20 protein-coding genes are annotated in these 26256 nt (G+C 60.0%); 3 read left to right on the top strand and 17 right to left on the bottom strand.

From position 1 onward, the window contains the following. From AOA62_RS14110 to AOA62_RS14100, 3 genes are all read right to left on the bottom strand, one after another. Positions 1-942, bottom strand: a complete 942-nt coding sequence (locus AOA62_RS14110; protein ID WP_065931357.1) for a rhodanese-related sulfurtransferase — start codon at positions 940-942, stop codon at positions 1-3. Between the two features lie 276 nt (positions 943-1218). Further along, positions 1219-1512, bottom strand: coding sequence for a BolA family transcriptional regulator (locus AOA62_RS14105; protein WP_099548936.1), 294 nt, complete (start codon positions 1510-1512; stop codon positions 1219-1221). Between the two features lie 6 nt (positions 1513-1518). Next, positions 1519-2037, bottom strand: coding sequence for a DUF2059 domain-containing protein (locus tag AOA62_RS14100; RefSeq protein WP_017137798.1), 519 nt, complete (start codon positions 2035-2037; stop codon positions 1519-1521). Between the two features lie 320 nt (positions 2038-2357). Here AOA62_RS14100 and AOA62_RS14095 point away from each other — a divergent pair, with 320 nt between their 5' ends. After that, positions 2358-3746: a class II fumarate hydratase gene (locus AOA62_RS14095; protein WP_017137799.1), complete on the top strand. Its 1389-nt coding sequence runs from the start codon at positions 2358-2360 to the stop codon at positions 3744-3746. 108 nt (positions 3747-3854) lie between these two features. Here the strand turns inward: AOA62_RS14095 and AOA62_RS14090 are convergent, their stop codons facing one another. The 14 genes from AOA62_RS14090 to AOA62_RS14025 all read right to left on the bottom strand — a co-directional run bounded on the left by AOA62_RS14090 (position 3855) and on the right by AOA62_RS14025 (position 22118). Then, a complete protein-coding gene (locus AOA62_RS14090) occupies positions 3855-4811 on the bottom strand; it encodes a DMT family transporter (protein WP_099548935.1) in 957 nt (318 codons plus the stop codon). Between the two features lie 80 nt (positions 4812-4891). Further along, on the bottom strand, positions 4892-5848 hold the full coding sequence (locus AOA62_RS14085) for a fimbrial protein (protein WP_017137801.1): 957 nt from the start codon (positions 5846-5848) through the stop codon (positions 4892-4894). Positions 5849-5964: 116 nt separating this feature from the next. Further along, complete coding sequence (locus tag AOA62_RS14080; RefSeq protein WP_026013762.1) at positions 5965-6936, bottom strand: fimbrial protein; 972 nt, start codon at positions 6934-6936, stop codon at positions 5965-5967. Positions 6937-7016: 80 nt separating this feature from the next. Next, a complete protein-coding gene (locus tag AOA62_RS14075) occupies positions 7017-7553 on the bottom strand; it encodes a fimbrial protein (protein WP_099548934.1) in 537 nt (178 codons plus the stop codon). Between the two features lie 11 nt (positions 7554-7564). Continuing rightward, entirely contained in the window at positions 7565-8044 is a 480-nt protein-coding gene (locus AOA62_RS14070; protein WP_099548933.1) for a fimbrial protein, read from the bottom strand. 13 nt (positions 8045-8057) lie between these two features. Then, entirely contained in the window at positions 8058-8552 is a 495-nt protein-coding gene (locus AOA62_RS14065) for a fimbrial protein (protein ID WP_017137805.1), read from the bottom strand. Positions 8553-8562: 10 nt separating this feature from the next. Next, positions 8563-9147 carry a fimbrial protein gene (locus tag AOA62_RS14060; protein ID WP_026013763.1) on the bottom strand — a complete coding sequence of 195 codons (585 nt, stop codon included), beginning with the start codon at positions 9145-9147 and terminating at the stop codon, positions 8563-8565. A gap of 21 nt (positions 9148-9168) precedes the next feature. Beyond that, positions 9169-9927 carry a fimbria/pilus periplasmic chaperone gene (locus tag AOA62_RS14055; protein ID WP_099548932.1) on the bottom strand — a complete coding sequence of 253 codons (759 nt, stop codon included), beginning with the start codon at positions 9925-9927 and terminating at the stop codon, positions 9169-9171. Continuing rightward, positions 9924-12527 (bottom strand): outer membrane usher protein, encoded by a 2604-nt coding sequence (locus AOA62_RS14050; RefSeq protein WP_158235125.1) that lies wholly within the window; start codon positions 12525-12527, stop codon positions 9924-9926. Before AOA62_RS14050 ends, AOA62_RS14055 begins: the two co-directional genes overlap by 4 nt. A gap of 20 nt (positions 12528-12547) precedes the next feature. Further along, positions 12548-13108, bottom strand: coding sequence for a fimbrial protein (locus AOA62_RS14045; RefSeq protein WP_017137809.1), 561 nt, complete (start codon positions 13106-13108; stop codon positions 12548-12550). Positions 13109-13160: 52 nt separating this feature from the next. Beyond that, complete coding sequence (locus AOA62_RS14040; RefSeq protein ID WP_099548931.1) at positions 13161-13682, bottom strand: fimbrial protein; 522 nt, start codon at positions 13680-13682, stop codon at positions 13161-13163. Between the two features lie 492 nt (positions 13683-14174). Beyond that, positions 14175-15359 carry a thiolase family protein gene (locus AOA62_RS14035; RefSeq protein WP_099548930.1) on the bottom strand — a complete coding sequence of 395 codons (1185 nt, stop codon included), beginning with the start codon at positions 15357-15359 and terminating at the stop codon, positions 14175-14177. A 297-nt stretch (positions 15360-15656) separates the two neighbouring features. Beyond that, complete coding sequence (gene pap, locus AOA62_RS14030) at positions 15657-17171, bottom strand: polyphosphate:AMP phosphotransferase (protein ID WP_099548929.1); 1515 nt, start codon at positions 17169-17171, stop codon at positions 15657-15659. 102 nt (positions 17172-17273) lie between these two features. After that, the gene (locus AOA62_RS14025; RefSeq protein ID WP_099548928.1) at positions 17274-22118 is read right to left on the bottom strand and encodes an NEL-type E3 ubiquitin ligase domain-containing protein; all 4845 of its coding nucleotides are present in this window, start codon (positions 22116-22118) and stop codon (positions 17274-17276) included. 210 nt (positions 22119-22328) lie between these two features. On the opposite strand from AOA62_RS14025, the gene mnmC reads away from it, so the two are divergent. Both mnmC and AOA62_RS14015 read left to right on the top strand, forming a co-directional pair. After that, positions 22329-24317 carry a bifunctional tRNA (5-methylaminomethyl-2-thiouridine)(34)-methyltransferase MnmD/FAD-dependent 5-carboxymethylaminomethyl-2-thiouridine(34) oxidoreductase MnmC gene (mnmC, locus tag AOA62_RS14020; RefSeq protein ID WP_099548927.1) on the top strand — a complete coding sequence of 663 codons (1989 nt, stop codon included), beginning with the start codon at positions 22329-22331 and terminating at the stop codon, positions 24315-24317. A gap of 164 nt (positions 24318-24481) precedes the next feature. Further along, positions 24482-26254, top strand: a complete 1773-nt coding sequence (locus AOA62_RS14015) for an N-acetylglutaminylglutamine amidotransferase (RefSeq protein WP_099548926.1) — start codon at positions 24482-24484, stop codon at positions 26252-26254. Positions 26255-26256 lie beyond the last annotated feature (2 nt).

The following is a 26256-nucleotide window of genomic DNA, read 5'->3' as shown; positions in this document are numbered from 1 at the left end:
TCAGGCCTCGGAAGGGGTTTGCTTGTAGTTGAAGCCAATCGGGTGCGGCATGTTGCGGGCCTTGGCCAGTTCGATCTGCTTTTGCCGGTCGATGGCGCTGCGACGGGTCTTCTCCGGCAGCTTATCCCAGCAATGCGGGCAACTGATGCCAGCCACATAATGCTCGGACGCGCGGTCTTCTACGCTGACCGGTGTGCGACAGGCATGACATTGATCGTAGTCGCCTTCGCTCAGGTCGTGACGCACGGTCACGCGATTGTCGAACACAAAGCAGTCGCCCTGCCATTTGGTTTCTGCCTGCGGCACCTCTTCGAGGTACTTCAGAATCCCGCCTTTAAGGTGGTAAACCTCGTCGAAACCTTCGCTGAGCATGTAGCTGGAAGCCTTCTCGCAACGAATGCCGCCGGTGCAGAACATCGCGACTTTCTTGTGCTTGGCCGGGTCGAAGTTGGCTTTGATATAGTCAGGAAATTCGCGAAAACTGGTGGTTTTCGGGTCGATTGCGCCTTCAAAGGTGCCGATCGACACTTCGTAGTCGTTGCGCGTGTCGATCAACAGCACTTCAGGGTCGCTGATCAACGCGTTCCAGTCCTGCGGGTCGACGTAGGTGCCGACCTTTTTGTTCGGGTCAACGCCTTCGACGCCCAGGGTCACGATCTCTTTTTTGAGCTTGACCTTGGTGCGGTAGAACGGCTGATCGTCGCAGTACGACTCTTTGTGGTCGATGTCGTCCATGCGTGGGTCGTTCTTGAGCCAGGCCATAAGACCATCAATGCCTTCACGGCTGCCGGAAACGGTGCCGTTGATGCCTTCTTCGGCGATCAGCAAGGTGCCTTTGATGCCGTTATCGACCATTGCCTGCAACAGTGGCTCGCGCAGGGCGACGTAATCTTCGAGGGTGACGAACTTATACAGTGCCGCCACGACAATCGGTTGAGTCATGGGTGTTCTCTCCAGGTGGCTACCCTCGTAAGGGGTGAACCGGATGCAAAAAAAAACGCGCCGGCTAAGCGGCGCGTTGCGGATTCTAACAAAATTGGCGACGTTTATGGGCCGCCTCTTTACTGTGGCGAGGGAGCTTGCTCCCGCTGGGCTGCGAAGCGGCCCCGATAAGGCAATTGTGACCTTTCACAAAGATCGCAGTGATGGGCATCAGGGCTGCTGCGCAGCCCAACGGGAGCAAGCTCCCTCGCCACATAACGCCCATGCGCCACAGTGTCAGTGCCCGCCGGCGCAGGTCGGCGAGGCCGGGGCTGCGTCGATTTTCGCCCATTCGTCAGGCGTGTAGGTATGCAGCGCCAACGCATGGAATTCGCTCATCAGGTCAGCCAGGGTGGCATAGACCTTCTGATGGCGCTTGACGCGGTTGAGCCCCTCGAACTGCTGGCTGACCAGCACGGCCTTGAAGTGGGTCTGCAACCCACGGCTGTGCATATGGCTTTCATCCAGCACGCTCAAGTACTCCGGGCTCAGGGCGACGAGTGCCGATTCGATACGCTGTTGCATGGTCATTCCTGTTTACTTCTTCTTGGCCGGGGCTGGGGCTTTTGGCGTCAGCTCGTTGGTCATGTCTTCGAGCAGCTTGTTCACCACAGGTACCGCGCTTTCCAGCTTGGCCTGGGTCATCTGGGCCGATTGCTGGGTCAGTTGCGGCATTTTTTCCAGGACTTTCTTGCCCAGCGGCGACTGGTAGAAGGCTACCAGGTCCTTGAGCTCGGATTCGCTGAAGTTGGTGGTGTAGAGCTTGACCATGTCCGGCTTCAGCTTCGGCCAGCCGATGGCCTGGTCCAGCGCAGCATTGGCCTTGGCCTGGTAGCTGTCGAGTACGGACTGCTTGGCGGCAGGTGCCTTGGTCTGGGCGAAACGCTGGGCAAACATTTGCTGCACTTGCATGTACACCGGGGTACCCAGCTTGTCAGCGTGGGCCAGGGTCAGGAAGGCTTCGGCACTGGCGTTATGGCTGGCGGTATCGGCAAAAACCTGGCCGCTGGCGCAAACCAGAGCAACCGCGGTACAGATGGCACGAAGACGAGTCATCGAGTTTCCTTTCTAGCAGGCGAGGTAAGACCCCAAGGGCGACCATTCTGCGCCTAAAAAACCTTGCGGCTCAACCCCAGGCCTTGTTCAGCCTGGTTTTGCGGGGGCACGGGGCTGGGATCTGCCTTTCTATGCGAGCCGGCTTGTCGAATCGTCGCACCGCTGCGATGCAAGCACCGCGGTTTATCAGTGACAACCCGTTGACGCCATCACAGGCGGCCTGAACCGCATGGGAATACCCTCGATGAAAAGTCTTTTATGGAACCCCACCAACGGATCACAGCCTAAACTGCGCAAACGAACCTGAAGGAGTGTGCCCGATGAGCCGTATCGAAACCGACAGCCTGGGAGACGTCCAAGTCCCGGATGACGCTTACTGGGGCGCCCAGACCCAACGCTCGCTGGTGAACTTCGCCATCGGCGAGCAACGCATGCCGCTGGCGGTGTTGCACGCGCTGGCCCTGATCAAGAAAGCCGCAGCACGGGTCAACGACCGCAACGGCGACTTGCCCGCCGACATCGCCCGCCTGATCGAACAGGCCGCCGATGAAGTGCTCGATGGCCAGCACGACGACCAGTTCCCGCTGGTGGTATGGCAGACCGGCAGCGGCACCCAAAGCAATATGAACGCCAATGAAGTGATCGCCGGCCGCGCCAACGAGCTGTCGGGCAAGGCCCGTGGCGGCAAAAGCCCGGTGCATCCCAATGACCATGTGAACCGCTCGCAAAGCTCCAACGACTGCTTTCCCACGGCCATGAGCATTGCGGCGGTGCAGGCGGTTCATCAACGCCTGTTCCCGGCGATCGCCACGCTTTCTGGCGGTTTGGCCGAGCTGGCTGCACGCCATATGAAACTGGTGAAAACCGGCCGCACCCATATGATGGATGCCACGCCGATCACCTTCGGCCAGGAAGTCTCGGCCTTTATCGCCCAACTCGACTACGCCGAGCGCGCCATCCGTAGCGCCCTGCCCGCTGTGTGCGAGCTGGCCCAGGGCGGCACCGCCGTGGGCACCGGGCTCAATTCGCCGCATGGCTTTGGTGAGGCGATCGCCTCCGAGCTGGCGGCCTTGTCCGGCTTGCCGTTCGTTACCGCCCCCAACAAGTTCGCCGCCCTCTCCGGCCATGAACCGCTGGTCACCCTGCACGGCGCACTGAAGACCCTGGCGGTGGCGCTGATGAAGCTCGCCAACGACCTGCGCCTGCTGGGTTCCGGCCCACGCGCAGGCCTGGCTGAGGTCAAGCTGCCGGCCAATGAGCCGGGCAGCTCGATCATGCCCGGCAAGGTCAACCCCACCCAGTGCGAAGCGCTGTCGATGCTGGCCTGCCAGGTGCTGGGCAATGACGTGACCATCGGCATCGCCGCCAGTCAAGGGCACTTGCAGCTGAACGTGTACAAGCCGGTGATCATCCACAACCTGCTCGAATCGATCCGCCTGCTGGCCGACGGCTGCAACAACTTCCAGGAGCACTGCATCGCAGGCCTTGAGCCGGATGCCGAGCAAATGGCCGAGCACCTGGAGCGCGGCTTGATGCTGGTAACGGCGCTCAACCCGCATATCGGCTACGACAAGTCGGCGCAGATTGCCAAGAAGGCGTACGCCGAAGGCTTGACGCTACGCCAGGCGGCGCTGGACCTGGGTTATCTGACTGATGAAGAGTTCGATCAGTGGGTGCGCCCGGAGAACATGCTGGAAGCCGGCCACTGAGAGAACTGGCGACTCGGTGAGTCAGTTAAAGCTGGCTGGGGCTGCTGTGCAGCCCAACGCAGGGCAAGCCTGCTCGCCACAGTGAGAGTGTTCGTCCTTAATAAGGTATTAAGACGCCATACGCACCCGCCGGGCCTTGAGCCCGGCGAGCAGCGACGGCGCCAGTGCTACCGTCGCTGAACCCAGCATCACTACCAATGCCCCTATATAGCCCACGGCATTGATCTCTTCGGCCTGCACATAGTCCGGCCACAGCCACGCCGCCACCGCCACCGCCACAAAGGTCACCAACGGCGTAAGCGCCAGGGTCGCACTGACGCGCGAGGCCTCCCAATGCGCCAGTGCTTCGGCAAACGCACCATAGGCCACCAGTGTGTTCATGCAGCACGCAAGCAGCAACCAGCCTTGCAGCGGACTCAATTGCAACGCCTCCAGCGGATGTGCCCATGGCGTGAGCAACAGGGCGCACGACAAGTAGATCACCATCATCACCTGCAGCGAATTCCACACCGTCAGCAATTGCTTCTGGCCCAGGGCGTAGAACACCCAGATGGTGGTAGCCAGCAGGATCGTCAACACGCCCGCCGTGTAGGTGCCCATGGAGGTCAGCAGCTCAGCCAGGCGCTGGTTGAAGAACAGACCAAAGCCCAGGATCAGCACCGCCAGCCCCATGCCCTGCCCCAGGCTGAAACGCTCCTTGAACACGAACACACTGGCGATCATCAAAAAAATCGGCCCCATCTGCACCACCAATTGCGCGGTGCCGGGGCTGAGCATTTTCAGGCCCACCAGGTACAACACGTAGTTGCCCACCAAACCACATACGGCCATCGCCACCAGCCAGCCGCCCCTGGGACCAAGCACCTTGCGACTGGGCAAGCGTTTGCTCAGCGCCAGGTAGATAAACAGGCAACTGCCGGCCACCACCAGGCGAAACCAGGTGACGGTGATCGGGTCCACCACCTGCAATACTTGCTTGAGTTTGATCGGCAGAATGCCCCAGAGAAACGCAGTCAGCAGGGTCAGGCCAAAACCATAGACCCAGCGACCGGAAGAGATGTGCATGAGCGCCCCAAAATGCCAGAGGTGGAGGAGCTGGCATTCTAGGGCGAGGCGTTGTGCTTTGGGTATCGATCATTTGGGGGTCAGGGCACCCCCATCACCAACACACCACTGCCGCTGATGGCGCCAGGCGTCGGCAGTGAACCATTGCGCCGCACCAGCGAAAACGTCACATCATCGCCGCCCACACTGTTGGTGATGCGGGTGAGGAATGAGCCGTTGACAGACACTGCAGCACCGCCGCGCAACAACGCCGTGCCCACATCGGGATTGCTCATGATCAGCAGGCGCGGGTCGAACGCGGAACGGGTGCCTTTGTAGGTAATGGTGATCGGTGTGTTGATCCCACCGTCGGGGCACGAGTAGGTCAGCCTGCGGTTACTGACGACGGAGGATGTCAACGGGTCGGAACCTATGGCGCGTTGGTGGACGTCGCCGAAGTTGATCTCGATCGGGTTGTTATTGTTGATGGTGCAGGTGGAGGGCGAGACGGTGAAGTTGTTGGCCGCCGTGTAGGTTACCGTGAGCTGTGGCCGGGTGCCGTCGTAATTGTTCGAGCTGGTCAGGCGCAACAGGCCGAGGTTGTCACCGATACGAACATCGAACGGGTTGGACGGATAATTACGCAGCAAAATGTAGGGGGTGACATTGATCGGGTAAAACACTCCGTTGTTGGGGATGTTCGCAATCCCTATGCCGGACGGCACCGGCGTGTTTCGAAAAGCGCCGTTGATGCGTAAACCGGTGCCTTCGCCGGCAAATTTTGGTCCGGGAGTCCAGGCCGTACCTGCGGCGCTTCCACTGACCCAAAAGTCCGTATGCCAAGCGGGGCCTCCGCTATAGGTAAACCGACACTCCAGCCTTGCACCTTCGAGCATGAGCCTCGTGCGATCTGCAGCCAGGGTGACCGTCACCGGCACCTGCAGGTTGGGGTTGCCATTCTGCCAAGCCCCGCCGTTAACACGGCAATCGACGGCGTGCGCGGTTGTGGTAAAACCCGCCAGGGCGAGAAGCGCCAGCGCGCCATAAAGTGATTTCATTTTGACTTCTCGTGATTTTTCTACCCAGGCGCCGTCCGAGGAATATTCAGCCCCCTGTTCGCGCCGCCCGTTAGAGTGTTGGGGTTAGTAGGGTTGGCTGCCGGCGAGCTTGGGCCTTATGGCACACCCATTACGAGCACACCACTGCCGCTTATGGCGCCTGCGGTCGGCAAGGAGCCATTGCGCCGCACCAGCGAAAAGGTCACATCGTCTGCGCCCACACTGTTGGTGATACGGGTCAGGAACGAGCCGTTCACCGGCACCGCAGTACCGGCATGCACCATGGCCGTGCCCACGTCCGGGTTACTCATCATCAACAGCCGTGCATCGAAGGCCGAGCGGGTGCCTTTGTAGGTGATGGTGATGGGCGTGGTAATGCCGCCGTCCGGGCATGAGTAAGTGAGCCTGCGGTTGCTGACGACGGAAGATGTCAACGGGTCGGTGCCGATTGCCCGCTGATGGACGGTACCGAAGTTGATCTCGATCGGATTGTTATTGTTGATGGTGCAGGTGGATGGGGAGATGGAGAAGTTGTTGGCGGCCGTGTACGTGAGCGCGAGCGTTGAGCTGCCGGAGTTATAGTTATTTGTCTGGTCCAGGTTTAACCTTCCGAGGACGTCTCCTAATCGAACGTCGATAGGATTGGTCGGATTGTTACGCACCAAAATATAAGGTGTAACATCGACCAGCACGCCGATGCCGTTGTTAGGCATGGTCGTCATTCGGATACCATTCGGGACCGGGGTATTTTGATAGCTGCCGTTGATGCGTAAGCCGGTGCCTTGGCTGGTGAACTTCGGGCCTGGCACCCAGGCCGGCCCCACTCTTGCGGACGTAGCCCAGTAGTCCGTATACCAAGGCTGGCTACCGCCAAAACCCGAGAACCGGCACTCTAACCTTGCCCCTTCGAGCATGATACGAGTTCTGTCTGCGCTCAGTTGAACTGTGACGGGAACTTGCAGGTTTAAAGTCCCACCCGCACCTACAAATATCCAAGCCCCGCCGTTCACACGACAATCAGTTGCACTCGCAGCCGTAGTCATTCCCATCAGTACAAGAAGCACAATGGCTCCATAGCGCTGTTTCATTTTTTAATCTCTCGCGGCTTTTATCTACCCGAATGTCGCCCGCCGGGCACTCGGCTCACGTCGTGAAGAGGACGTAGCCGCTACGGATAGTCCAACGTAAAAGTAGAGGTCACCGTGTACGCACCGTGCCCAATGGTTTGATCTCTTATCGCCGTCGGCTCGCCCTGCACATAGGCCTTGAGTTCGATCACATTGTTACCATCGCTCAGCACCTGCTCATCGCTGACGGCATTCAAGGGCAACGGCTTGTCGCTCAGCGTCTCAATACCAACGCCAATCCCCGAGGCACCACTGCCACCGTCCAGCGCGAGCAAGCCTGGAAGTTCGCCATTTTCGGCACCGCCGAAGGTGATGGTCACGGTGTTGCCAATGGTGGTGTCACACTCTTCCAAGTGCAGTTGGAACCGCTTGCCCACGGTTCGCGTGTTGATATAAAGGTGCTTGCTGGTGACGTCCCAGAGCTCCAGCGTGATGGCCTCATCGCCAGGGCGGATGGTGCAGGCCTCTTCCACCAGGTTGCCCTTGAACATCAGGTTGTCCGCGCCGTGCCCCAGGGGGATCAGGCCGACGGTGAGCAATAACGCCAACCCGCCTTTTTGCACAATTTGGTCTCGCATCGACTCAACTCCTACTGGTATTCGGCCAACAACGTGGCCACCGCCGTAAACCGCGCGGGCGTCAAAATGGTGCCTGGCTGCTGCACGGGCACCACCTCCAATGTCGGCGGTGACGACAGGGTGATGTCCAGTGGCGTATTAAGTGGAAGTGGCAGGTTATTCTGGAAAATCCGAATGCCCAGTGCCGGCACACTGGTCTGTACCGCTGCACCGTCAAATGAGGTGGCTGTGCCGTTGACGCTCAATTTGAGCTCCCACGGCAGCGTGTCGGTGCCACAGTTGATGGCATAACCGACGCCCCGGCGGTATTTCACACCATCGACGCGTTTTACCCCCACATCGCCAAAATCCACCTCAATGGTGTTGCCGCCGTCAATGGTGCAGGGCGGCGGTTCATTCAGCGTGCCGCTGAACGTCAGGTTGGCCGACGCACCACTGCAAAGGCCGATGGAACACAAGGTAAGCAACACGCGTTGCTGCCAAAATGTCATTGAGCATTCCTCGTCATTGGTAATCGACCACCAGGGTTGCCACAGCATCAAATGCCCCGCCGCTCAGCGTGCTGCCCACGCGTTTGACGGGCACCGCCTGTACCGCCGGGAAGTTGGGATAGGTAAAATTCACGGCCGTATTCAACGGCCAGTCAGCGCCATTCACGAACAGCTTGACCCCAAGGTCGGCCTTGCGGGTCGACAGCACGCGGCTGTCAAACCCGGCGCCGGTGCCTTTGAGTTCCAGGGTCAGGGCGTTGCTGAACGGCGAATTACAGGTGACGGTATAGGGCACGTCACGACGGTAATTAACCCCGTCTACCCGTGACGTCTGCAGGTCATTGCCGAACGGCACATCCAGGGTTGCGCCACTGTTAATCACGCAAGGCGGCGGCGCGATGATGACCGCGCGGATGGTCAGGCTGGTGTCGGCCTGCACGCATTGGCTGACAGGCCACAGTAAACCGCCACCGATAAGAATGGCCCACGGGCCGATTGAGTTAGCCATCGCTCTGCCCTTACTCATAGTTGAGCCTGAATTCCACCACGGCCCTGAAAGCCCCACTGCTCAACGGCGCCGAGGTGCGCGTAGGCCGAACATTCCAGGTCTGGGTATTGCGGCCCACGGGCAGAATCAACGGTTCGCCCTTTGAGCCCAGCTGTACATCCCGGCCAAGGGGATCGGTCAATTGCAGGCCCATCCCGGTGATGCCCTGGACTTTGACCAACCGTGGATCATCGGCGTCGGCCGGCGCGACAAACGCCACCGACAACACAGGTTGGTAAGCACTCCATGTCAGGTTGCCCGTGCGTTCGTTGCGCACGCGACCGGCGGTGCGCATACAGTCGGTAAAACGCAGTTGAAAAGCCTTGGCGGGCGCCTGATCACCAGGCCGTTGCAAATGGCTGGTCGACACCGCGTCCAGGTCCACCGTCTGGTGCAATGAGGTCATATCCAGACTGCAAGGCGACTCATTCATGGCCCCGAGGACATTCAACATTCCGCTCATCCCTTCGATATCTTCGTCATCGTCGGCGGCGTGCGCGCCCATCGCCAAGACCCATAACAGGCAGCCCAAGACCTTCACACTTTGCGACTTCATGATGTTCTCCAGCAGCATTACTCATTTCGGCGCTGAGGCCTGCGCGTTGACCTGGCACGTATTGCCATTGCAGGTGAACGCCAGGAGTGGACGGCCGCCGTAATCATTCACATAGGCCAGATAAGGTGACGTACCCAGTGCCTTGGCACTGGGGCCCAGGGTCAGCGCGTCCTTGGGGGGAACCATCACCGGTGCAAAGCCCGGCACGGTTTTACCGTCTTTGCTGGCACGTGCATCCACCAGGGTCACGTAGTACGGCGTCGGGTTATGGACCCGGTAGTGGTCGCCTTCGCGGGTCAGGGTCAGTTTCTGCTGCCAGGGGTTGGACAGGTCTTGCTGGCTCGGCGCAATCGCATCCGGGCGGTAGAACAACTTGATGCGGGTTTGCAGGGCAATTTGCAGGGTGTTGGATTTATCACTGCGCGGCGGGATTTCTCGCAAGTTGAAGTAATAGACCGTCTCGCGGTCCTGCGGCAATGACTTGGCGGCCGGCAGCGCCTGGACTTTCACCTGGCTTTGTTTGCCGGGTTCCAGGCGCTGGACCGGCGGCAGCACGATCAAGGGTGAGTTGATTTTTTTACCGGTTTCATCCTCGATCCAACCCTGGGCCAGGTACGGCAGCTGAGTATTGTTGTTGGTGATGTTCACGCTGGTGGCATCTTTGCCGCCATCGAAAATCACCCGGGTACGATCCAGGCCAACCGCGGCGCTGGCGCCCTGGCTCAAGCCTAGGGCCAGCAGCGCGAACGCTGGGAAGGTGAGGCGCATATCAAGCTTCATGAGGCTGTGTTCTCCGTGTCGGTAAGCTCCCCGGTCAGCGTGGCTGGCTCGGGCAGGGATGGGGCAGCGGCAACTCTCTGGCAGCGCAGCTGCAGGGCGTGCGTCAAGCCATCGACGGGCAGAACGGTGGGGAGCGTGAGGATGCATTGCTCGTTGCCGCCCCAACTGACGACCATCTGCTCGCCGGCCTGCAGGCCGCTGAGGTAGACATTGCCGCCGTCATTCACGATGCCGGTGTCCTGTTGCTTGAGGTTCTTCACCGTGGCGCCAAAGGGCGGCGAACTGCCATCCGGCAGGCGCAGAATCGCCATGGCTTTTTCACCGGCAATCACGCTCAGCGAGCGATAACCAATCGCCCCTTCGGTGAGCGTCAACTGCGTGACCGATTGAGTGGCTTCGACCGTGCTCGGCAAGCGCTCCAGGTCCACGCTGGCTGCCGTACGCTGATAGCTGCTGATATCGGAAATCACCGCTTTGCCGAAGGCATTGCTGCGGGTCGGCGAGCCGTAACCGCGCACCGGCACGTCGGGTACACCGCCGGTGTCGAGCATCAGGCGCGTGCCGCCGGTACTGGTGGTACGGTGCAAGGCCGCGCCATATTGGGTGACCGTGCCACCGCCACGCGCCGACACACCCAGGCTGCTGTAGCCGCCCTCTTGCGTGCTGGCGATGACGTCGATATCGGCCTGGTCGCCCATATGGCTCAAGTAACCACTGCCGGACGAATCGCTGGCACTGAGCTGATAGCTGTTGCGCTCATCGAGACGATCGCTGTAGCGCGTCGTAAAGTTGTTCTTGCCGGCGGCCCGGTTGGCGTCCATCGACAGTGTGCCGGTGCGCCCCAGCGGCAGGCTGACCGTGACGGCCATGCCGTTGTCTTTGTAGTTGTATTCCTGGGTGCGGTACATGTTCAGGGACAGGCTCATGTTCTTGACCGTGCCCACGTTGAAGTAGCGCGACAGCGACAGGTTCCAGCGCTGGGTGTCGGGCCTATCCCAGTAGGTTTGCTTGTTGTAGCTGGCGTAGACGGTGGCGCCCAGGTCACGAAACTGCTTGTTGACCGTGACCGTATACAGCGCCTTGCTGCCACCAATCGGCTTCCAGCCCTCACTCGGGTCACGGTAATCACCACGCCCGCCGAGTTCACCGTTCAGCCCGTAATACCGGGCATCCAGGTATTCACTCATGCTCAAGAAGTTTTTCTCGGAGAACCGGTAACCGGCGAAGGTCACCTGGCTGTCGTACTGCTCAAAGTTCTTGGAGTATTGAAGGCGGTAGGATTTACCCGAGAGCGTCTCGTTCCACACCTCGGCGTGAGACTGCGTCACATCCAGCGAGACCGCGCCGAACGCCAGCAAGTCGCGCCCCGCCCCCACGGACAATGCCCGATAGTTGTTATCGGTCATGCCGCCGCCAAATAACGACCAGCCATTGCTGATGCCCCAGGAAAACTCCCCGGTGCCGAAAAAGTCGCCGTCACCGCCATGCTGAAGGTTGGACGGGCGCCCGGATGCCAGCTTGTAACGCACTTGCCCCGGGCGGGTAAGGTAAGGAACCCCGGCTGTATCCATCTGGAAGCTGTGGACCGAGCCGTCCTGTTCTTCCACCCGCACATCGAGCTTGCCCGTCACTGCATCCTGCAAGTCTTGAATGCGAAAGGGCCCCGCCGCTACCAGGGTTTCGTAAAGCACGCGGCCCTGTTGGCTGATGATGACTTTGGCATTGGTCTTGGCCACCCCGACCACTTCCGGCGCATACCCACGCAGGTTGGGCGGTAACTGGCTTTCATCCGAGTTGAGCGCGGCACCGGTAAAGCGGAAACTGTCGAACAGGTCCGAATACAGGTAGTTCTCGCCCACCACCAAACGTGCCTTCAGCGCAGGAATGGCGCGGTACGCGTAGTAGCGACTCCACTCCAGCTTTTGCGGCCCGGCCGCTTCCTGCCGGCCACGCTCGACGCGCCCCTGCCAATCGGCCCGCAACCGCCAGGCGCCGGCATTGGCGCCAACAGTGCCGTTGCCACTGAGGTTATTGCGGTTACCATCGCCGCGCTGGTAGTTGGACTGCGCCGTCAGACTGTAGTCAACCAACAACCCCGGCACCCCTTCGTCCCACCGCGAGGGCGGGTCCCAGTTGATGGCACTGTATTCGAGGTAGGCCTGGGGCAGATTGATGCTCAGCGTGGACGTGGCCAGGTCGCCACTGACCTCGGTGCCTGGCAAGCTTTGAACATCAAGGCATTCGCCGCCCTTCCACCAGGCAAGTTTGTCGGCATCCGCCGCTTTTAGCCCCAACTGCTCCACCAGGCTGCGAGATAAACACGCCTGACTGCCTTTGGGATCATTATCGGGGTGATAGAACGCCACCGATTGTTCGGCAATTGGCTGGCCGTTGATGTGCACGACCATCGAGTACGTGCCGGGCAAAATAAACCCGCTGCGCGCAAATTGAGACAAGTCAATGTTGGTGCGATCAATCAAGTCAAGAACGTCGGTATTAAACTCGATATCCCCGGCACCCAATGCAGTTCCCGCCAGAGACATCAGCCCGCCAAACAGACTCGGGCGCAGCGTGTTTTTGATCTTCGCTGTATTCAACATGAAAGCCTGTCCATCAATGTTCAAAAGTATTCCAACTTGAACCGCACTGCGGCACTGTGGGCGCCCACTACCAGTGGCAGTCCATTGCCAACCAGATAAAACCTGTAGTTAAGTGTCATATCGCCCTCCGACAGTGGCGTAGGCGACATTCGCTGCCCGGGAATACTCTCTTCGCCGGCCGCGTCCACAATGTGCAGGGCAACCCCCTGGGAGCCACCGAACACAGCGAAGGAAAGCCCAGCCCGGTCGGTCGGCCCATCAAACGTCACCCGCATGTGCTCCCAGTCAGGCAGGGTTGCCCCTGGGCGCGACGGGTCCGGACGTGTCAGTGAGCAGTTGACCAGACGCAACTGAAACGGGTGATCTTCTCCCCGCGTGTTGCGCAACAGCCGGCCAACTGGCTCCGACGGCATTTCGATGGTTTGATCGATACTGCTCAGCTCCAGCCCGCAGGCTGAGTCCACGACTTCTCCGCCCAACAGGACGACGCCTTCACCCTGCGAAGCGTCCTGGGCCAGAGCGTAAGGGCAGATCAACGTCGTCAATGAAGAGGCGATAGCCAAACGTAGGAATGTTTTCACCTGGATCTCCCGTCAGCGTCCCCCCGCCACACGTGGTGGCGGGGGGAAAAACTTACTGATAAGCCAAGGTAAAGTTGGTTACTGCGCTGAAATCGCCAGGAATGATCGGGTCCGTGGCGGCACCTTGCACATAAGCGCCGAACTCCAGGGTGTTGTTGCCGGTGGAGATGACTTGCGGGGTGGTAGGAACACCCAGCTCAACAGGTGCGCCACCGTGGGTCATCATGATGCCCACGCCGCCAGCGCCGCCGACCGTACCGATCGCACCTGGAACCACGCTCGACGGTGCGCCGGTGAAGGTCGTGGTCACGGTGTTATCGGTCAGGCCGGACAGGTCGCAGCCTTCCAGTTCAATCAGCACGCGGCGCGCTTCAGACTTGCCGCCCGATTCCAGTTGGTGTTTGGCAATCGCCCCCAGGCGAACGGTCTGATCCACAGAGTCAGGCTTGATGGAGCAAGCACCCGAATGCACCGACCCCAGAAACGTGACGGTCCCATCCGCTGCCTGCGCAACAGAGATCGAGCCGGCCAACAGACCGATAGACAACAGCGCAGCTTTCATTTTGGTATTCATCTACAGATTCCCACTTATTAACAAGTGTCATTAAAGAAGCCCGGCCACAGGTCGGTGCAGGGCTGATTAAACGAGCGGTTATAACCCGTGCTGTTAAGCCGATGATTCCTGAGTTTTTCCAACTTGTTGTATTGCAATCCAGGAATCAGCTCAACGCCGGGCAATTCTCCACTTCACACTTGAGCAAGTAAGCCGTCTGTTTCCGCAAACCAAGTAGCCGCAGTACGCCAAAGCGCGCAGGAAAAACATGGCTATTTGCCAAAACTTTAAAACTGGCTGAAGGAAAAGGACTACATGCAGATTAATGAGAACAATTCAAATCAGACCGTCTCTGTAAGATGGGGATTACGCGCATTAAAAAATAACCGTGTTTACGGACTTTGAGCAACTAATCAAACAAGCAGAGAAGTACCTGATTATTACCAAACAGCGAATGCGCAAAGGGGGAGCACGCTCCCCCTTTTGTATGGATAGGTGTGAGCTGTCGATTGACTAACGCACCGCCTCAAACAATCCGGTAGCGCCCATGCCACCGCCCACGCACATGGTGACGATGCCGTAGCGCAGGTTACGTCGCTGCAACTCACGCACCAGGTGCCCGACCTGCCGCGACCCGGTCATGCCGAACGGGTGGCCAATGGAGATCGAGCCGCCATTGACGTTGTATTTGCCATTGTCGATTTCCAGGCGATTGCGGGCATAGAGGCACTGCGAGGCAAACGCTTCGTTAAGCTCCCACAGGTCGATATCCGCCACCTGCAAACCCTTGGCCTTGAGCAATTTGGGTACCGAGAACACCGGTCCGATGCCCATCTCGTCCGGCTCGCAACCGGCCACGGTAAAGCCACGGAAAAACGCCTTGGGTTTGAGTCCCAATTGCAGGGCTTTTTCCAGGCTCATCACCAAGGTCATCGAAGCGCCATCGGACAACTGCGAAGAGTTGCCCGCCGTCACCGAACCGTCTTCGGCAAACACCGGCTTGAGGCCATTGAGGCTGGCCAGTGTGGTGTCCGGGCGGTTGCAGTCGTCACGGTCGACCACGCCATCGAGCACCTGCACCTCGCCGGTGTTTTTGTCTTCGACCCTGTACTTGACGGCCATCGGCACGATTTCATCGTTGAACAAGCCGTCGGCCTGGGCCTGGGCGGTACGTTGCTGGCTTTGCAGGGCGTACAGGTCCTGTTCTTCGCGGCTGACGTTATAGCGGCGCGCGACGATCTCGGCAGTCTGGCCCATGGGGAAGTAGATGCCCGGCACCTGCTCTTTGAGCAGCGGGTTGATCAGGTTATCGGTGTTGACACTTTTCATGGTCAGGCTGATGGACTCGACGCCACCGGCAACGATGATATCGCTGCAACCCGAGGCAATCTGGTTGGCCGCAATCGCAATCGCCTGCAAGCCCGAGGAACAGAACCGGTTGAGGGTCATGCCCGCCGTCCCGGTGCCCAGTTGCGAGAGCACCGCCACGTTGCGCCCGATGTTGTAGCCCTGGGCACCTTCGTTGGAGCCGGCGCCGACGATGCAATCCTCGACCGTCGCCGGGTCGACGCCATTACGCGCCAGCAGCGCGTTGACGCAATGGGCCGCCATGTCATCCGGGCGCGTCTGGTTGAACTTGCCACGAAAGGACTTGGCCAGGCCGGTTCGCACGCTGTCGACGATCACTACTTCACGCATGGGCTACCTCGATCTTGTGGTTGGGAGATGGACCGAGCATAGAGGCCGGCCTGCCCAACCGCGACGATCATTCACCTGGCATATACAAAAGCATGACCGCCTGAACGAGGCTTCTGTGGCGAGCAGGCTTGCCCTGCGCTGGGCTGCGAAGCGGCCCCAAAACCTGCCAATGAGGTCTACCAGAAAGAACGCGCTGCCTGGGTCGGGGGCTGCTGCGCAGCCCAACGCAGGGCAAGCCTGCTCGCCACAGAAGCGTCGCTCACCACGGGAGCCTCACCACAGGAGGTGCCGCCAGCTTTATTTCTTTTTCTTCTTATCGTGCTTGTCGGTCTTGTCGAACGCTTCTTCCAGCGCGCGGTTGATGGTGCGCAGCACCTTGACCCGCGCCCAGCGTTTGTCGTTGGCTTCCACCAGGGTCCAGGGCGACACTTCGGTGCTGGTGCGGTCGACCATGTCACCCACCGCCGCCCGGTAGTCATCCCACTTGTCGCGGTTGCGCCAGTCGTCTTCGGTGATTTTGAAGCGTTTGAAGGGAATTTCCTCACGGGCCTGGAAGCGCTCCAACTGTGTATCTTTGTCGATCGCCAGCCAGAACTTGACCACGATCACGCCCGCATCGCGCAGTTGCTCCTCGAAGTCATTGATCTCGCCATAGGCACGCATCCAGTCCGTCGGGGTGCAGAAGCCTTCGATGCGTTCCACCAATACGCGGCCGTACCACGAGCGGTCGAACACGGTGAACATGCCGCGAGCCGGAATCTTCTGCCAAAAGCGCCATAGATACGGCTGGGCGCGCTCGTCTTCACTCGGCGCGGCAATCGGCACGATATGGTACTGGCGCGGGTCCAGCGCTGCCGCCACGCGGCGGATCGCGCCGCCCTTGCCCGCCGCATCGTTGCCTTCAAACACGGTGATCAATGCGTGCTTGCGCATACGCTTGTCGCGCATCAAGCCAGAGAAGCGCGCCTGCTCGGTAATCAGTTGCTCTTCGTAATCATCTTTTTCCAGGCGCTGGGTCAAATCGAGGCTGTCGAGCAGGCCCTTCTTGTCCACGGAGGCAATCAAAGGCGCCGGGTTCATGCCGCTGGCCTTGCCCTTGGGCAGCTTCAAGGCGTTTTGCAGGCTTTCGAGCAGGATCTTGCCCACCGTGAGGCTGCGGTAATTCGCATCCACGCCTTCGATCACATGCCACGGCGCGTAGTCACGGCTGGTGCGGCGCAGGATGCGCTCGCCGAAATGCACAAACTTGTCGTAGGTTTTGGACTGCTGCCAGTCCAGCGGGCTGATGCGCCAGCTGTGCAGCGGGTCGTCGGCCAGCGCCTTGAGGCGTGCCTTCATCTGTTTCTTGGACAGGTGGAACCAGAACTTGAAGATCAGCGCGCCTTCATCACAGAGCATCTTTTCCAGGCGCTCGGCACCGGCGATGGCCTGGTCCAGGCGCGCGTCCTTGATCTGGCCATGCACGCGGCTTTGCAGCATCTGGCTGTACCAGTTGCCGAAAAAGATGCCCATGCGCCCCTTGGCCGGCAGCTGACGCCAATAGCGCCACGCCGGTGGGCGCGCCAGTTCTTCGTCAGTCTGCTGGTCAAAGGTGCGCACTTCGATCAGCCGTGGGTCCATCCATTCATTGAGCAGCTTGACGGTTTCGCCCTTGCCCGCGCCCTCGATGCCATTGATCAGGATGATCACCGGGAAGCGCTTCTGCTGTTGCAGTTCGTACTGTACTTCCAGCAAGGCTTCACGCAGGGCCGGCACTTCGGCGTCGTACGTGTCTTTATCGATGGCGTGACCGATTTCGGCGGATTCGAACATGGGCAGCTCCATTTCAAGATGGCTCAAGACTAGCGGATTGGGCACCACGCCACTCAAAGAATTCCAAAACAGTTGCCATGGATCAATCGCCGTCCCCTATGGCTAGTTCCCTGGCAGATGGCAAATGCCAAGGTCATGCTGCCTCAACATCTGCTGTGTGAGCCGCTCTACCACTTCGGTAATGGCCTGCCGGCGAGGTGAACGCAGGGCCTCCATTTGCTCAAGGTACTGCGCGTCGGTGAGATTCTGGCTGTTCTCAAAAAGTGCTTGCTGCTGCGTATCAAAGGGCTCTGTCGCCGACTCGAACGCACCGGAAAATTGCTGCTTGAGGTGGGTTTTCCAGAACGCCAGCTGTGAAATAAAACGCAAGAACGTGGGGGACAGCTCTGCCGTGCGCACTTGGGAGTGCGCCACCTCCAGACTGTCGCTGGTCACATTGGCAAATTCTCCATATTGAATGTGCTTGGGCTGCCCCGGTAGCTGCAGGGTTTTGGCCAACCCTACCCGGAATGCCAGGCTGACTTCCAGCGGGTCCACGGACGCGTTTTCGACAGCGTAGGTGGCCGCAATTTTCTCCAGCTCGCTGAGGCGAAACAACCCTCGGCCCAAGTTCAACAGCGCCCCGGAATTGCCTTTTACACGACCGGCCTGCTGCGTTGCCTTCTCGACCTCCTTGAGCACCTCCATCTGACTGAAAATCTGCGCGGCGTCGTCTGCGCAGTTCGCCGGATGAGCCGCCAGTTGAAAGACCTGCTCGCGCAGATCGGTACTGTCGTGGGTCGACTGCAACACGTCCCAGACCCGCCGGGTCAAGTCCTCGTGCACATGACGATTGTCGGCAGTACCGGACAGCTCAGCCAGCAAGTGGAACAACGGCGTCGAGTCCGGGTCATCCCGCAGGTTGGCCCACACGGTAGATTTGTGGGCCTCTCGGGCGGCCACCTCGTCCGGCAACCACAATGCCCTGGCCTTCAGTTCGGTCATGCGTGGCTGATCGTCCTCTACAAACCCCATGCCAATTCCCACTTCGTCACGGTAACGCGTAAGCGCGGTTATCGTGGTACTGGAGAGCGGGTTGCCGCCCAGGTCAATCGACTGGCTGAAACTGCGTGACACCGTAAACAACCACTCAGGCAACACGGTGATCACGTTATCGCGCAGGTCCACTTGCTCCAGTTGAGCCAGGCGCCCAAGCCCTGCGGGTAAGTCGACGATTTTGGTGTCCTGCAACAACAGGGTGTGCAGGTCACGCATCCGGCTGACATCCACCAACTTGTCCAGCGGGTTGTGGCTCAGATCCAACAGGCGCAACGTATTCAGGTCTGCCAGTTTCAGTCGGGTGTATTCGGTGAGCACAAGACGGTTGCGGGGCATCGACAAACTTTCCAGGTCGAGCATTCGCGAGAATACCTCCGGCAAGCGGGTCAGGCGGTTACGCCCCAGTTTCAAATGCTGCACGCCTTTAAAGCACTTCAGGAAATAGGCGACGTCATCGCCCAGTCGCATGTTCCTGAGTGACAACTGCCGAACATGGTCGAAACGTATGTCGGCTGGCAGCGTCGGCAGTGAGCCAACGCGCATCCCATCCAGGTTCAAACTGGCAACGGACGTCTGATGCTCATCCAGAGCAAAGCTTTGACGCCGCCAACACGCTTCAATGCGCTCAGCCACCTGCTGGCGGCTAGTACGAACGTCACTCAGGCCCGGCTGTGTCTCCATGCCCTGGATATCGGTTTTCCAATGCTTGAGCAGCGCGCGCAAATGGCCGAGTTCTGCCTTCAAACGTTTGACCGCCTTGGCCCGAGCCAGATGGTCAGCGCCCAACGTCATCAATAGCGAAGACACTTGAGCCTCACTGAACAATGGGTACAAACGCTTTACCTTACGCACCAGTGCGGCTGGATGAACCAACGGCCCCGTCGGCAAATCGGCCATTTCACAACTCACCCCCTGCGACGCCGGTTCGCTGACCTGGCTGGAAAAAGCCTCGGCAGCCAGTTCCCGATCGCCTTTCGCTTGCGAGGCACTCATGTATCGCAAACGCCAAATGTTACTGGCGTCCTTCAGCGGCAATCCCAATGCCACTCGCTGGCCATCCATCAGCGTTGCATCGATCGCCTCGAACAGGCCGTCCGGCCCGGCATTAGGTCCGCCGAGACTGCGGCCGTTGTCGTTGAACGCTTCAAACCCTGCGTTCGACCTGACTACTACTCGCCGCACACCAGCGTCTTTGAACGCGCCCAAGGCCAACAAGTCGCCTTGAGGCGAGTCCTGGCGCAACTCAAGCCGCAGCTCTGCCCCCCACCCCGCCAAGCGCGGCATTGTCCGAACGGCGATGAGGGCAGTATCCAGGCTGGCCAACTCTGGCTGCTCAAACCCCATCAAGGCGCGGTCCAGGCGTTGTGCCTCAAGAGCACGTTGCACTGACTCGGCCAACGCCATGGGAACCCGTTGATTATCGCGCAGAGACTCACGCTGCACGGTGGTCGTTTCGGCCATCAATTCGCGCATCAGCGTGCAGGGCAATTGCGGGTAGGTGCGCCTGAGCAACGCCCATTCCGGCGGTACGGGCCCATCATAGGTCTGATACAACTGCTCAAACAGCGGCTTGCGATCAGCCTTCAGATGCGCGAGCAACTGACGCGCCAACACGGTGTGCGCCTGATCGGCGTCTACGCCCTCTCCCAACAAGCCGGTCTTTTGTGCGTCATCCAGCCCGGACAACAGCACTTCAAACACTTTCCCCTCACTGAGCATCGGCTCGGTGATCGTCAAACGCAGGCCTGCATCGTAAGGTTCGCTGGCAGGGTAACGCGCCTTGACACTGCGCTTTGCATCCAGCACCTCAAAATAGCGCCCCGCGGGCCACCCCGGTAACAGGGGCAAGGCATGCATCTGCAAGGTCGAGTTTTCAATGTTGGGGGAAGCACCGCTTTCCAACTGCCAGTTCAAATCGCGAATTGACTGATCGAGCCTGAAACGTTCGTACAGATCGCGAAAGCGTGCGGGAAACGGCAGACACTCCTGGGCCTGATAGACGCCCCAATCATCGGGCAAATCCATAATGGCCTTGATCTGTAGAAGTTTGCGAGGAGGGAGCGAAGAGCCGGGACCTGTCGGTTTCAACCGCGAAAAAAGATACTCCGGGTTCTCCCACTCGTCGGGCTTCTCGAACGCAAAACGCCAGCTACCTTCACCGTTATGCAGCAATTTCGGGCGATAAGCCGTCTGCCGCACCGGGTGGCTGGCCCGCCATTGATCCAGTTTCGCGTCGAACGCGATCCGGTGGATACAGTCATTGACCTTGACGTACGAATGCCCCTCCACCTTGTAGATTCCCGACGCGTCGGCAACCTGCTCGTCGCCGAGGCGCTGATCATGGACGTATTGCGTGGTATCCGGACGCCACAGCCGCTGGTTGCCCACAGCGGGGTTTATCACCTCGAATTTACGGAAAAAACCATTCAGATTAAGGCCGGTACGCTGCATGGCCGAACCGACAACCTTGCTCCCTGCCGCGAACAACACCATCGACGTGATGTTTTGCGCGATCACTGCCAACTGCTGGAACGCCTCATTCTTATCACCACGGCGCCAGTCTTCAATGCCCTCATAGAGTTCGCCGAGCATCTGGCCTACCGCCACGGCTGTCATCAATAACCCCAGCTCCGGGACGACAAACCCTGCGAGGTTGAGCACCGTCAAACCGGCGTCCAGATACGTCTGCAAGCGCTGCTCACGGACGTCCTCATCGACCTCGGCCACCGGCACCGCCAGGGCCCGTGCATCGGCTTGCAGCTTTGCGGCGTAAGTGTCGAAAAAGTGCCGCGCCAGGCTGGCCGTAATGGGGTTGGCGTCCAGCGCCCCCAGGCTCTGGGCTTGATCGAAACGGGTGAAGAACCCAACCCGGTCCCCCTGGCTCAGGTAACGCGTAAAGAAGGCACGGTACGCGGCCAGTGCAAGCTTGCGCTTGAGGTAGACCTGAAAGTCGTCAAGCGAGGCATACTCAAAGAATGGCCGTTCCGGTTCATTGGGCATGTACACCACGCAAGGCGCTTGCGGGTATTGCGCAATCGAGCGAGCGGAAAATACCAGAATGCTCCACAGGCATCCGCCCTGGGTATTGAGCCCTTGCCAAATGACCGGGCGCCCGTCGTACAGCACCCCTTCGGCCTGGGCCTGGGACGGCGTCAATTGGCGGTCCAGCAATGTGCACAACATCGCGTAGGTGCCTTGGGTAATGTCCCCTCGCATCAAGGCAATATGGGCGTCGACTTTTACGTCCAGGATTTTCATCCGGCCGATATCGGTCGCTACATTATTGAGGTAAGGCTTATCACCTGCCGGGTCGCTGTCAAGTTCAAGCACGTCACTGATGTGCTGCTGATACAAGCGGCCAAGATCCAGGGCGCGACACCCCTGCGCAAACTCGAGGGGTGTAATGCCAATGACTTCACGATCAGCAGACCCCGACTGCAACAGCGACCCGACGGGAAAGTGCTGCGCCCGGGCTTCATCCTCTGAGAAATTCTGCATCGCCACATGCAGCAGGCTGTCCTGCACCAACCTCACCGTCTTCACATACTTCAACGGCAAGACCTCTTTCTCGTATTCGTTTACCGCACGAATAAATAGATCTTTTTTGGGGTCCACAACCCGTTGCCATCGCGTAGAGCAGTATTGCTTGAGCCGCTCACTGCAAAACTCATCCAGCGCCTGCAATGGCTTCAATCGCTCGGCGACGGCTGCCTGGGCATCTGCAACCTGCAGGGCATCTTTAGTCAATGCATCCAGCACGCCGGGCGGCGCGTTGACCATCCAGCCAGGCAGTTGCTTTTGCAGCACCTGAGCTTTGTCCAGATCGCCCGTCATTTCCAGCAAGGCCGCTTGCAGCTGGCTCTGGGTCAATTGGCTCAGTTTATTGTTCAAATCATCCTGGGTGCGCATCAGCAATATCCTTTATTGCCTATCAATCAAGGAATGACGATACCGCAGCAATCTGCCCAGGATTAGCGCTGATTGTTGATGGCTTGGAGGCTGCGCACAGCAGTTTTTTCCATGCAAAATCTATTGGGTTACCACCCGCAATCAGCCCTCTGCCCCGTGATCGGCTAGAATGGCCGCCTTGCCTTTGTCTGCTTTTTTTATGAGTCGCCCATGAACCCCATCACCCACGCCCAGCTCGATTGGGATGACCAAGGTCGACCGCACTCGCGGGTCTTCGATGATGTGTACTTCTCCGACAAGTCGGGCCTTGAAGAAACCCGCTATGTGTTCCTTGAACAGAACCGCCTGCAGGCGCGCTTTGCGGCCCTGCCGGTGGGTGGGCGACTGGTCATTGGCGAGACCGGCTTCGGCACGGGTTTGAATTTTCTCTGCGCATGGCAACTGTTTGAACAGCACGCCGTGGCCGGTGCGCGACTGCACTTCGTCAGTGTGGAAAAGTACCCTCTGAGCCACACCGACCTGCAACGCGCCCTGGCCCTCTGGCCGGAACTCAGTGCCTTCGCCGAGCAACTGTTGGCTCAGTACATTGCGATCCATCAAGGCTTCCAGCGCCTGGTGCTGGATAACGGCCGGGTGACCCTGACGCTGTTGATCGGCGACGCCCTGGAGCAATTGCCGCAACTGGACGCGCAAATCGACGCGTGGTTTCTCGACGGTTTTGCCCCGGCCAAGAACCCCGACATGTGGACCGCTGAGTTGTTCGCCGAACTGGCGCGCCTGGCGGCACCGGGTTCGACCATCAGCACCTTCACCAGCACCGGCTGGGTACGCCGGTTGATCAATGCCGCCGGGTTCAAGATGAAACGCACACCGGGCATCGGCCATAAATGGGAAATACTGCGCGGTGAGTTCCTCGGCTGGCCCGAAGATACGCCACCGCCGGCCACACCCAAACCCTGGTTTGCGCGCCCGGCAGGCATCGAAGGCGAACGCCACGCCATGGTCATCGGCGGCGGCCTGGCCGGTTGCGCCACCGCCGCCAGCCTGGCCGCTCGCGGTTGGCGCGTGAGCTTGCTGGAACGTCACGCCGCCCTGGCCCAGGAAGCATCGGGCAACCCGCAGGGCGTGCTGTACCTCAAGCTGTCGGCCCATGGCACAGCATTGTCGCAGCTGATACTCAGCGGTTTCGGCCACACCCGGCGCCTGCTGGAGCACTTGCAGCGCGGCGTTGACTGGGACGGTTGCGGTGTCCTGCAACTGGCGTTTGACGCCAAGGAAGCCCAACGCCAGGCGCAACTGGCCGAGGCCTTCGCACCGGATCTGTTGCACCTGCTCGGCCGCGATCAGGCTCAACAACAGGCCGGCATACAATTGGCCCAGGGCGGGCTGTTTTTCCCCGAAGGTGGCTGGGTGCATCCACCGGCGCTGTGCCAATGGCAAGCCACGCATCCGCTTATCAAGGTGCTTACCCATCACGAGGCGCTGGAGCTGCACCGCGTCGACGAGCAGTGGCAAGCCCGTGACGGCGATGACGTACTGGCAAGCGCCAACGTGGTAGTGCTGGCCGGTGCAGCCGAAATCAAGCGATTCCCGCATAGTGCGGGCTTGCCGCTCAAGCGCATTCGCGGGCAGATCACACGTTTGGCGCAAACTCCCGCGAGTGCGGCATTGGCCACCGTGGTGTGCGCCGAAGGTTATGTGGCACCGGCGCGCCTTGGCGAACACACATTGGGCGCCAGTTTTGATTTCAACAATGAAGACCTCACCCCCACCCTCGCCGAGCACACGGGCAACCTTGCGATGCTGCGGGAGATTTCCGAAGACCTGCTGCTGCGTCTTGGCGCTGACTCACTAAACGCCGAACACTTGCAAGGCCGCGCCGCCTTTCGTTGCACCAGCCCTGACTACCTGCCAATCGTCGGCCCCTTGGCCGAAAGCGCTGCGTTCCAACAGGCTTATGCCGTACTGGGCAAAGACGCCCGGCAAGTCCCGGATACGCCCTGCCCGTGGTTGCCGGGCCTGTATATCAACAGCGGCCACGGCTCACGCGGGCTGATCACCGCGCCCCTGTGCGGCGAACTGCTGGCCGCCTGGTTGAGCGACGAACCGCTGCCGGTGCCGGCCAGCGTGGCCGAAGCCTGCCACCCGAACCGGTTTGCCTTGCGCGCGCTGGTTCGAGGAAAACCGGCGACACGCTGATCGCCGTGAGGGAAGAAACGACGCCGTCGCGAGCATCGCGGCTATTTGCCTTATAACTTATCGGTCTAAAACTCCACGCATAGCACTGGGTCAGTTTCTGGGTACGCGCCCTGTCGGGCGTATCGAGTATTGCCCTCCCCAACGGAAAAACCGGTAAGGAATTTATGTGTGGACTAGCTGGCGAGTTACGCTTTGATCATCAACCTGCCGACCTGGCAGCCGTAGAGAGAATCACCCATCACCTTGCCCCGCGAGGCCCGGACGCCTGGGGCTTCCATGCCCAAGGGCCGATTGCCCTGGGCCACCGCCGCCTGAAGATCATGGACCTGTCGGACGGCTCCGCCCAACCGATGGTCGACGCCCAGCTGGGGCTGTCCCTGGCGTTCAATGGTGCAATCTATAATTTCCCGGAATTGCGTGAAGAGCTGGAAGCCCTGGGCTACGCCTTCTATTCCGGCGGTGACACCGAAGTGCTGCTCAAGGGCTATCACGCCTGGGGCGAAGCCTTGCTGCCCAAGCTCAATGGCATGTTTGCCTTTGCCATCTGGGAGCGTGACGCGCAGCGCCTGTTTATCGCCCGTGACCGTCTGGGTGTGAAGCCGTTGTACCTGTCGCGCACCGGCCAGCGCCTGCGTTTTGCCTCAGCGCTGCCGGCCCTGCTCAAGGGCGGCGATATCAACCCGATCCTGGATCCGGTCGCACTCAACCACTACCTCAATTTCCACGCTGTGGTGCCTGCACCGCGCACCTTGCTGGCAGGCATCGAAAAGCTGCCGCCGGCAAGCTGGATGCGCATCGACGCCAACGGCAACACCGAGCAGAAAACCTGGTGGACTCTGCCCTACGGCCCGCACGAGGATGAAAAAAACCTCAGCCTCGAAGACTGGACCGACCGCGTGCTCGACAGCACCCGCGAAGCCGTGGCGATCCGCCAACGTGCGGCCGTGGATGTCGGCGTGCTGCTCTCGGGCGGTGTCGATTCGAGCATGCTGGTGGGCCTGCTGCGGGAAGTCGGCGTGCAGGATTTGTCGACCTTCTCCATCGGTTTTGAAGACGCCGGTGGCGAACGTGGCGACGAGTTCCAGTATTCGGATTTGATCGCTAAACACTACGGCACCCGTCACCACCAGTTACGCATCGCCGAAAGCGAAATCATCGAGCAACTGCCGGCAGCGTTCCGTGCCATGAGCGAGCCGATGGTCAGCCATGACTGCATCGCCTTCTACCTGTTGTCGCGGGAAGTGGCCAAACATTGCAAAGTGGTGCAAAGCGGCCAGGGCGCGGATGAACTGTTCGCCGGTTACCACTGGTACCCGCAGGTGGACGGCGCCAGCGACCCGTATACCGCCTACCGAGACGCATTTTTCGACCGCAGCTACGACGACTACGCCGCCACCGTCGCGCCAAAATGGCTGACCGCCAACGACGCCGCCGGTGACTTCGTGCGCGAACATTTCGCCATGCCCGGCGCGGACGCCGCCGTGGACAAGGCCTTGCGTCTGGACAGCACGGTGATGCTGGTGGACGACCCGGTCAAACGCGTCGACAACATGACCATGGCCTGGGGCCTGGAGGCGCGCACGCCGTTCCTGGACTACCGCCTGGTAGAACTGTCAGCCCGCGTGCCGGGCAAATTCAAATTGCCCGATGGCGGCAAGCAGGTGCTCAAAGAAGCCGCGCGCCGAGTCATCCCCAGCGAAGTCATCGACCGCAAGAAAGGCTACTTCCCGGTGCCGGGCCTCAAGCATTTGCAGGGCGATACCTTGAACTGGGTGCGCGATCTGCTGATGGACCCAAGCCAGGATCGCGGCCTGTTCAACCCGGCCATGCTTGACCGCCTGCTGACCGACCCGCAAGGCCAACTGACGCCGCTGCGCGGCTCCAAACTATGGCAGCTGGCGGCGCTGAACCTGTGGCTCAGCGAACAAGGAATCTGATC

It is taken from the genome of Pseudomonas sp. 2995-3 (genome assembly GCF_002742565.1).
GTDB lineage: Bacteria > Pseudomonadota > Gammaproteobacteria > Pseudomonadales > Pseudomonadaceae > Aquipseudomonas > Aquipseudomonas edaphica.
The sequence above is the reverse complement of the archived record's forward strand: the minus strand, read 5'-3'. Positions and strand labels throughout refer to the sequence as shown.

Coding starts and splice junctions, on each gene's coding strand:
- AOA62_RS14110 (WP_065931357.1), bottom strand. CDS start 942: ATGACTCAACCGATTGTCGTGGCGGCACTGTATAAGTTCGTCACCCTC.
- AOA62_RS14105 (WP_099548936.1), bottom strand. CDS start 1,512: ATGACCATGCAACAGCGTATCGAATCGGCACTCGTCGCCCTGAGCCCG.
- AOA62_RS14100 (WP_017137798.1), bottom strand. CDS start 2,037: ATGACTCGTCTTCGTGCCATCTGTACCGCGGTTGCTCTGGTTTGCGCC.
- AOA62_RS14095 (WP_017137799.1), top strand. CDS start 2,358: ATGAGCCGTATCGAAACCGACAGCCTGGGAGACGTCCAAGTCCCGGAT.
- AOA62_RS14090 (WP_099548935.1), bottom strand. CDS start 4,811: ATGCACATCTCTTCCGGTCGCTGGGTCTATGGTTTTGGCCTGACCCTG.
- AOA62_RS14085 (WP_017137801.1), bottom strand. CDS start 5,848: ATGAAATCACTTTATGGCGCGCTGGCGCTTCTCGCCCTGGCGGGTTTT.
- AOA62_RS14080 (WP_026013762.1), bottom strand. CDS start 6,936: ATGAAACAGCGCTATGGAGCCATTGTGCTTCTTGTACTGATGGGAATG.
- AOA62_RS14075 (WP_099548934.1), bottom strand. CDS start 7,553: ATGCGAGACCAAATTGTGCAAAAAGGCGGGTTGGCGTTATTGCTCACC.
- AOA62_RS14070 (WP_099548933.1), bottom strand. CDS start 8,044: ATGACATTTTGGCAGCAACGCGTGTTGCTTACCTTGTGTTCCATCGGC.
- AOA62_RS14065 (WP_017137805.1), bottom strand. CDS start 8,552: ATGGCTAACTCAATCGGCCCGTGGGCCATTCTTATCGGTGGCGGTTTA.
- AOA62_RS14060 (WP_026013763.1), bottom strand. CDS start 9,147: ATGAAGTCGCAAAGTGTGAAGGTCTTGGGCTGCCTGTTATGGGTCTTG.
- AOA62_RS14055 (WP_099548932.1), bottom strand. CDS start 9,927: ATGAAGCTTGATATGCGCCTCACCTTCCCAGCGTTCGCGCTGCTGGCC.
- AOA62_RS14050 (WP_158235125.1), bottom strand. CDS start 12,527: ATGTTGAATACAGCGAAGATCAAAAACACGCTGCGCCCGAGTCTGTTT.
- AOA62_RS14040 (WP_099548931.1), bottom strand. CDS start 13,682: ATGAATACCAAAATGAAAGCTGCGCTGTTGTCTATCGGTCTGTTGGCC.
- AOA62_RS14035 (WP_099548930.1), bottom strand. CDS start 15,359: ATGCGTGAAGTAGTGATCGTCGACAGCGTGCGAACCGGCCTGGCCAAG.
- pap (WP_099548929.1), bottom strand. CDS start 17,171: ATGTTCGAATCCGCCGAAATCGGTCACGCCATCGATAAAGACACGTAC.
- AOA62_RS14025 (WP_099548928.1), bottom strand. CDS start 22,118: ATGCGCACCCAGGATGATTTGAACAATAAACTGAGCCAATTGACCCAG.
- mnmC (WP_099548927.1), top strand. CDS start 22,329: ATGAACCCCATCACCCACGCCCAGCTCGATTGGGATGACCAAGGTCGA.
- AOA62_RS14015 (WP_099548926.1), top strand. CDS start 24,482: ATGTGTGGACTAGCTGGCGAGTTACGCTTTGATCATCAACCTGCCGAC.